Origin of the sequence: Devosia sp., assembly GCF_030689745.1 — a bacterium.
Lineage (GTDB): Bacteria > Pseudomonadota > Alphaproteobacteria > Rhizobiales > Devosiaceae > Devosia > Devosia alba.
Genome location: NZ_JAUYGL010000077.1, coordinates 1 through 8643, shown reverse-complemented (window position 1 = coordinate 8643; position 8643 = coordinate 1). Strand labels below are relative to the sequence as shown.

6 protein-coding genes are annotated in these 8643 nt (G+C 45.0%); 5 read left to right on the top strand and 1 reads right to left on the bottom strand.

Annotation, left to right across the window (positions count from 1 at the left end; all coding sequences use genetic code 11):
• The first annotated feature begins 263 nt into the window (after window positions 1-263).
• The 5 genes from Q8O80_RS06635 (at window position 264) to Q8O80_RS06615 (ending at window position 7977) form a co-directional block, all read left to right on the top strand.
• Entirely contained in the window at window positions 264-1544 is a 1281-nt protein-coding gene (locus Q8O80_RS06635; protein ID WP_305578215.1) for a site-specific integrase, read from the top strand.
• Window positions 1545-1708: 164 nt separating this feature from the next.
• On the top strand, window positions 1709-2869 hold the full coding sequence (locus Q8O80_RS06630) for an AlpA family transcriptional regulator (protein WP_305578213.1): 1161 nt from the start codon (window positions 1709-1711) through the stop codon (window positions 2867-2869).
• Between the two features lie 256 nt (window positions 2870-3125).
• Entirely contained in the window at window positions 3126-4790 is a 1665-nt protein-coding gene (locus tag Q8O80_RS06625) for an AAA family ATPase (protein WP_305578211.1), read from the top strand.
• 364 nt (window positions 4791-5154) lie between these two features.
• On the top strand, window positions 5155-6321 hold the full coding sequence (locus tag Q8O80_RS06620; RefSeq protein WP_305578209.1) for an inovirus-type Gp2 protein: 1167 nt from the start codon (window positions 5155-5157) through the stop codon (window positions 6319-6321).
• Window positions 6322-6786: 465 nt separating this feature from the next.
• A complete protein-coding gene (locus tag Q8O80_RS06615) occupies window positions 6787-7977 on the top strand; it encodes an inovirus-type Gp2 protein (RefSeq protein ID WP_305578207.1) in 1191 nt (396 codons plus the stop codon).
• A gap of 324 nt (window positions 7978-8301) precedes the next feature.
• Here the strand turns inward: Q8O80_RS06615 and Q8O80_RS06610 are convergent.
• Window positions 8302-8643 (bottom strand): Druantia anti-phage system protein DruA (locus Q8O80_RS06610; RefSeq protein ID WP_305578205.1); only part of this gene is annotated, 342 nt, incomplete at its 5' end.

Genomic DNA, 8643 nt, shown 5'->3' with positions numbered 1-8643 from the left:
CCGCTGACAGCGTGGTCCCGCGGTTTGTGCAAATTGCCGATGCCAATGAAAAAGCCCTAAGTAGATCAACTACTTAGGGCATCATCTGGCGGAGCAGGGGTCTGCTTTGATAGCATCCCATGCAATCCTAAGAAGTTCTATATAGCTAACAAAAACAATTACTTGCAGGTTAATTATGTCCTAAACTGTTCTAATTCATTCCATTGAATCCGACTACAATTTGATAGTCGTTTCGATAGTCGAATTTAAACAAGTTAGAACCCATGACGCGTCAGTTAGGTAAGCTTTCAGCTCTGCAAGTCACCAAATTAACCAAGCCCGGATTGTATGGAGATGGAGGGGGATTAGCCCTTCAAATCACGCAAGCTGGTGTCAAGAGTTGGCTGTTTCGTTTCATGCGGGATGGTGTGCCTTTTGGGATGGGTCTAGGGCCAACACACACTGTTAGTTTGGCCGAAGCACGTGTCAAGGCATTGGATGCACGTAAACTTTTGGTGGATGGTCAGAATCCATTGACAGTCAAAAAAGAAAAGCGATTGGCCGATGCTCTACATCGTGCCAAGATGATGACATTCGATCAGTGTTCCAAAGCCTACATAGACGCGCACAAGTCAAGCTGGAAAAATGCCAAGCACATCGACCAGTGGACAAATACATTAGCGACCTATGCCAGCCCTGTTTTTGGGCAGCTTCCGGTGGCTGACATAGACACGGCGCTAATTGTCAAGTGCCTCTCGCCTATCTGGCAAAAAAAAACCGAAACTGCTAGCCGTCTGCGAGGTCGTATTGAATCGGTTCTGGGTTGGGCTACCACGAGTGGCTTCAGAACTGGTGAAAATCCAGCGCGATGGAGAGGTCACTTAGAAAATTTGCTTGCCAACATCGGCAAAGCATCCAGAACGAAAAATCATCCATCTCTGCCATGGCAGCGCGTGAATGAATTCATTTCAGCAATCAAAGCGCGAAATGGTATCGCTGCACTTGCCTTGGAATTTGCCATTCTCACAGCCTGCCGTTCTGGCGAAGTGCGTGGTGCTCAATGGTCAGAAATTGATTCAAAGAAAAAGATTTGGACGATTCCATCTTGCCGTATGAAGGCAGGACGGGAACACCAAGTACCACTCTCAGATGCTGCATTGGCCCTTTTGGCTCGCCTGCAAGAAACATCGCTGATTTCGGTTACGGCATCGCCTGATTCTTGCAGCAGTCAATTGATCTTTAAGGGCACCAAGGGACAAATGCTCTCGGATATGACGCTGACGGCGTTAATCCGCCGCATGAACGGCGACGCGGAAAAGCCGATTTGGACAGATGCCTCAGGACATGGTGTCACCGTTCACGGTTTTCGTTCAACATTTCGCATGTGGGCAGCGGAGGCAACTGCATACCCAAGAGAAGTTGCCGAACATGCGCTGGCGCACCAACTGCCAGATGTTGTCGAACGAGCCTATCAGCGAGGCACTCAATTTTCAAAGCGTCAGGCACTGATGTCTGAGTGGGGAACGTTTTGTACGACGGCTGTACAACCTGACAGGACATCGTGAAACACATATAAGTGAAGAACTTTACTCAACCAATTAGCCAGTCGTCAGTTATTCAGCCTGTTGGGTAGCCTGAGGGTTTTAGCAGTAGGATTCCTGACCATCCGCAAATACCACTTTCACAGTTTTGGCTCGCCAAAAAATTCACATTCCGAGGAAAATTCTGTATGGCCGGACCAATCCTTCGCCTCAAAGACATGATTGCCCATACGGGGCTCTCCAGAACTGTCATCTACGACAGGATGAACGAAAAATCGGCACGGTATGCCGCCAATTTCCCAAAGTCATTCAGTTTAGGCGGTGGTGCAATCGGCTGGTTCCAATCCGATGTTGACGCGTGGTTAGAAAGCTGTGCAGCGAATGTAAAAAGCGAAACAAAGAAGAAAAAGGTACTGGCAACGCCGACTCGTAAGAAACAAACAATCGACGGGCCGTCAGCGCCAATGGCATTAACCGTATTGCCGGAGCAAGCCGACAAATTGCCGCAGCAACAACTGTCACCTCCAAAACCTGCTGATCCTCTGGCGTCTGCCAAACGCTCAAATCGAAAAGGCAATTTGGCTGAGGCCATAGTTTCTGGCGGCAGGCTTAATGACCGACTTCTTTATTTTTTGCAGATGAGCACTTGGACAGCACCAATGGCCGCATTGTTGATTGCCGGCATTGACCCACCATTCGATTGTCACGAAATTCCAGATGGTGGGATTGGATTAGATGAAAAACCACTGCATGGCAGCAATATGCGGTTCCACGAGGCGCGGCATATTCTTGAAGAGTGGCAAGAGTGGCAGGACGAGCAAGAGGTGAAGCAGCCTGACATCGAGCCAATTCGTTTCTTCAACTGGTGCATGGAGGAAGAAATAAAGACAGAATGGTTGCATCTTTTCTTGGAGTTGATTGGATTCACTGACGAAAACGCGGTTGATTTAACTGCTGCTCGATTCGCATTGTTAACAGGTTGCCAAACGACATACTCTGGAAAAGGTGCAGGGAGTGCCAAGTCAAGTGATTCAATCACCGGGGAGAAGTCTAAAGAAAAAGATGCCACCGTTCAGATTCAAGACCCCGAGAAGGGCTTAGAGCCCACCGCGATAGCAGTCAGTATTCAGCCGAGCGCGTCTTCTGTCAGTGGCACGCAAAAACGCTGGACTATCGATGAACTAGAGAAGCTATATTTTTTCCACAAGGCCAACAAAACAAAGAAAACCGCTGAACAATTTCATATCTCTGGAGCTCGTGTTCGCAAATTGTTGGCACAAAGGCGCAAAGACACAGAGAAAGATGCTCAGCCCAGTGTATGGGATGGACTGGGGGCTAAAAAAAAATAGGGGCAAGGGGTTGCGCCTTTTTCTTTGAAACCCGCATGAAATATGGCTTTCCAGTTGTAGCGGGTATTGCGGTTTGACAACCATGCCCCTTGCGCCCGCACAATTTTCATCCTCTGTAACCCCGGCATATGCCGGACAACGGTGAATCGGCAACGACTGCGGTCGATTCACCAGAAAGGATGAAACACATGCAGTATTTAGAAACTCAGATCAAATCAAGTTGCGAGCCTGTCACCAACCTCGGAGGGCGCGCTAAATGAACCAAAACTTCAATACTTGGCAAGCCAAAGATCTGCCAACCCATGGCACGCCGCTCGCTAACGGCGTTTACTTGGTGTCTGCTGCGCTGATTCCGCCGCTGCAAATCGACTGTCTATGGGATGGTTGGCTGGCTAAAGGCAAATTTCACATCCTCGCTGGCCCTGCAGGCACTGGAAAAACGACCGTGGTACTGAATCTCGCAGCGTGTATTTCCAGCGCTTATTTGGGACGCAACCGATTGCCTGACGGAACATCCCCACCCTCGGGCAAGGTGATCATTTGGACGGGAGAGGATGGCATTGAGGACACGATAATTCCCCGCTTGATTGCGGCAGGGGCCGATCTGGATCGTGTTCTCATCATTCGCGGCATACAGGAAAATGGTCGCAGGCGGACATTTGACTTTGCTACTGATGTTCCTAAGTTGCGCAATGCCATCGAAGAACTTGGCGATGTGGTTTTGATCATCATTGACTCTATCGTGCAAGCAGTGGCGGGTGATTCAAACAAAAACTCTGCTGTGAGGAAGTCTCTGGCGCCACTGGTCGAATTGGGGGAGCATAACAACTGCGCAATCCTCGGTGTTACCCACGTCAACAAAGGATCCAAAGGCAAAGAGCCGATTGACCGAGTCAACGGGAGTTTGGCCTATACCGCTGTGGCCAGAGTCGTGTGGCTTACCGTCAAAGTCATTTCAGACTGTCCGGATGACAACACCCCCAAATGTGTACTGGTAAGGGCAAAAACAAACATTGGAAAGAACCACGGCGGGTTTGCATACCAGATTCATCCAGCCGTTATTCAAGGTGGCCAAGGACCTATTAAAACGTCTATGCTCACTTGGGATCAAACGCCACTTCAAGGCTCAGCCGAAAGCATTTTGAGACAGGCTGAAGCTGGCGGAAACAGCGAAAGCATCAGTGCGGTAGATGAAGCTCGTGAATTTTTGACCGGCATCTTGGCTCATGGCGGATTGGCGTTCCCTGAAATTGAATCACGCTCCAGAGCGGCCGGCATTTCCATGGGAGCAATCAAAAGGGCCAAGTCTGTGTTGAGGATCACGTCTCACAAACAAATGGGGGTGGGACAGGCTAGTCCATCCGTCTGGTGTCTGGCGCCTGTGCAAGAAAGATCGACGGCGGTTTTCACACCCGCTTATCAACATGGTGCACTTCATGCACCCTATGTGCCTGGCAGCACGGCCCTGCAAAGTGCTGCAAATTCATCAGCTAATGTTGCCGGGTCATTTACGTTGGCAGATCATGCGCGGTCATACTCACATTTGGAGAATGAGCGACCGCAGCTTGAGCCCGCGCCAATCAGAACAATGCAGACAATGCCAGAAACCCAGAGGTTTGACTTAAAAAATGCTGCGTCAGTTGAGTCAGTTGATTCACCTGTTTTAGTTACCTCCATTTTTGACAATGTCACGTTTGAGTACCAGATGCGGTCTTGCGTTCATGAAGTGTGCAAACGCTACAGAAATGGCGCGCACGACGACGATGCAAACGACCCCGAGGCGTTTCAGGAGCGCGTCATTGAGGAATCAATACAAGCGGTTCTTGAATGCGGCCTAGACTATGGTGAAGTTGAGAAATACCGAAAGGCACTTGGCGGTATCGATTGGGTTGCACAGTTGCAGCAGACCAGGCCCCACTGACAACCAATTGAGCTGAGGTGATGTTCCTCAGTCCATTTGGTTGCAAACCCAGGAACACGGTGGGCATAGGGGTGACACCTCATGCGCCACATATCTGTCCGGAATCGGGCTCAGTTCTGCAAATTCATGTACAAGTTATGAAGATAATGTACGCGATGTGAAGTTGCACTTCCATAAACAGGAAAAGTTGCCCAAAGTGAACCCAAGACAACCCAAACCGTTGCGCAGTCCACACCCAGCGCATTCAAGGCTGGTGTCAACGGTTTGGAACAGTCGCTGCCAAAGTGGTGATGTCGCAAAGTGTTCAGCTTGGACATCTACATATGAACCTAGCAATGGGCTTGGCAACAGTTAACTAAATATCATGAAAAACAATCGAGAATACAACCATGAATTTACCTCAAGTGAGTTTTACGATGAATTAACGAATAGCTTGAATTCTTACTATGCAAAGGTGAACGGCAAAGTTGCAACCTTTCGTTGTGATTCTGAAATTTATTCATTGAGTCTCATAGAACAGTTTGTTAAAAAAATTATAAACTCAAAAAAAATAGGATTCATAAAAAATGTTGAAATATTAAAAGACAGAATACTAAAAGTAACGTACTCGCAAACCGAACTGGGGATTTACTTTAAAAGTATAAATGCGTTTATATCTGTCATTCGCAGGTACGAAGAGTTCTATATTTTAAGCGAATATGTTAACCTATTTCAGGATTCAAGTAACAAACTGATATTACCAACAGTAATCTTCCGCAATCCTAACGACTTCATCTATAAAATTGAAAAATATGAGGCAGATTTATACAACGAATTAATTGAATCAATACGAGCAAATTCAAAAGCTAAAGAGTTCAAGAAAATAGTTTCCAACAGAAAAACAAATTCTGTAAGGCAACAGAAGAGTGCACTAAAATATATCGATACACTGTTCACCCAGCACTTAAGGCTACTTGTATTGAGAATTGATCTAGGGTACCTTGTCAATATTAACACCTCTTCTGACACACCAGGGCAAAACGTCACACTTGAACAGGCAAATAAAGACTTCAAAAGATTCAAAAACAACTGGCGTCATAATCGACTATTTGAAAACCTAGTTGGGAATATATGGAAATTGGAATTCAGCGAGTGTAAAGGCTATCATTACCATTTGATACTCTTCTTTCGTGAACTAGATGTATGCAACGATGCTTGCATCAGCGATCTAATTGGGAAATATTGGAAACAAAATATAACAGATAACCATGGGACATTTCATAATTGCAATGCACAGAAGAAGAAATACTTTCACTTGGGCGACGGTCTGATTGATGCAACTGCAGATGTTGAGCTGCGAGCTAACTTAAACAATGTAGCGATTTATCTAACAATGAATGAACAGTTTCTAAAGGCGAAATTAGGCAAAAATGACAAGTCATATGGCAGCGGAGTTGTACCTAAAAAAGAGCCAATGACAATGACCCTACCGAAACCGATCAATCAACGTACAGCAGAAGACCAATATTCAAACGCAACCAAGGCAGAGTGATCAACGGTCTATGCTTCCGAGCAAGCAGATCTGTAAGCAAAGCGTTTCTATGCACATGTGGACTCGTGGGTGCTCTAACTATGTACATCAACACACACATGGTATGAGAGTGAAATAACGAGTCAAATACTAAAGGTGAATAGATATTGGTTCAATTTTCTTAAGATAAATGCGTATACCAACGGGTTGATTTCAATCAAATACTTTATACAAATTAATAAATAATATTGGTTTTATATATAATTAAATATACTAACTAATTATACTTAAACAATTAATATCTTGATTAAATTTAATTGTAATGCATCGATAAAGATAACCATTACACAATGATGATTAAATAATAAATTGATTAAAGTTTATTAATCACGGATAAAATGTTAAAAAAATAATTTTATTAATTTGACAAGACTTTTGTCAATAAAAGTCTCATGCTACTAATTTATAAAAACAAGGGATAATATCATGTCCTTAACGAACGTGGAATCTAATGCTGAATATAATGTAAACATATTTCCTAAAGAAGTCTACTCTGAACTCTACGAACACTCTTGTCGTTACCATGCTTCTGTAGATGATAAGATAACTTCATTCAAAGGACCTACCAACATTGCTTTACTAGGAGAGATAGAAAAGTTTGTAGACGAAGTCAAGAATAGTCTGGAGGTTGGGTTTATTGAAATTAAATCCGTCACTGATTCATTTTCATTCATGCGTTGCAAGCGCTCTACTTTTGCATCAAAATTCAAACTGGTCAATGGCTTTTATGACTGCATCATTGAGCACAGTAATTATTACATTTACAGTGAAAATGTTCAGTTATACAAGCTAGCCTGCGAGGAGGTAGGTCTTTCGTCTATACATTTAACTAGCCCTGAGTTCTATCATTCGGATCTTAACCTGTATGAGTTTGAAGTATTCAATCAGTTAATCCACTCAATACGTACTAAGTCCCATTCGACTAACTATACTGATAAAGTTGTCAACCGTAAGCGTGAGTTAAATAAAAAATTCAAGAGCTACAGCCAATATGTGAATTCTTTATTTAAGGATCGGTCTAGATTACTGGTGGTGCGTATTGACTTGTCATACTTAGTTGAACATGATGAACAAAACGACCGTACACGGCACTTGGTGACCTTAGAGGAGGTCAAGGATGACTTGTATCGTTTACTATCAAACAAACGCCACAACGCCATGTTTGATCACTTGGAGGGCTATATCTGGAAGCTGGAGTATGGCGACTTGAAAGGGTATCACTACCACTTGCTCTTTTTTTTCAAAGGCTCTGAATTAAAAAGTGACTTTCACAAGGGAGAACAGATTGGTAAGTATTGGCGTGATGTCATCACAAAGGGTCGAGGTTATTACTTCAACTGCAACCGTAAGAAGACTAATTACACCCATTTAGGCATTGGAATGATTAATGCCGATTCTGCCAAAGATACACATTTGCGCTTTAATCTGACTCACTACGTGCTACGTTATTTGATTAAGTCTGATCAATATCTCAAGCTAAAGCTAAAGAAAAATGATAGGTCAATTGGAAAGGGAATGGTTTTAAAGAAAAAGAGTAATGCGGGTAGACCCAGGGCCGCTGCTAATCCTTCACAGACAACAGTCGGCAGTTGTGCCAACACCTTCGGCTTACTGTAGGTGCAAAGTTGACCCTCATGCATGGCCCCGAAAAATGGTGGGCAACCCAAGTCAAAGCAGCTGGTGGCGACCGTGACTGGAGCAGCTCAAGCGCATTTACCAACAGACCAATGAGACAAGCGTGAGGAAAACGTTGACCGCGTTGACCGAGATCACGGCTGCCCAAAAGTCGCTGTTTGCCACCCTGGAGTTGACATCGCCAACCCCATCAGACCTCGCCCGCCCCGTTTTGTAGTCTGCGTTTTAAAGTCCGTTTTTAATGAAATCATATGTTTACGTTCAGAAAGTGTCGAACTTGTGAAAATATTCGGTGTCCCCATCTTGCTATTTGCAAAGAAATGTGGCGAAGTTTTCGCGCAGTGGATATAGCCAGATGTCTTTGGCTGGGATGAGGGGTTTATGGCTGGTGGATTTCTTGCCCCTGCCTGCAGTGCGCCCGACTTTGATCCAATTTGCGGCCTTGTAGCAAGTGCCTTTATGTCGTTCATATTCTACAAAGGTCTCCAGCAAAACTGGACGCAAGCCGTAGCGGCTTAGCCAGTCATTTGGGATTCTCCGAGCGGCAAGGGAAAGAATCTTCGACGCCAAGCCTTTGCATTCGATCCAGGGCAGAACCAGAAAGCGGGCGTTGTTGATAACCCACTGCAGCTTCTTTTGTCGCTGCGC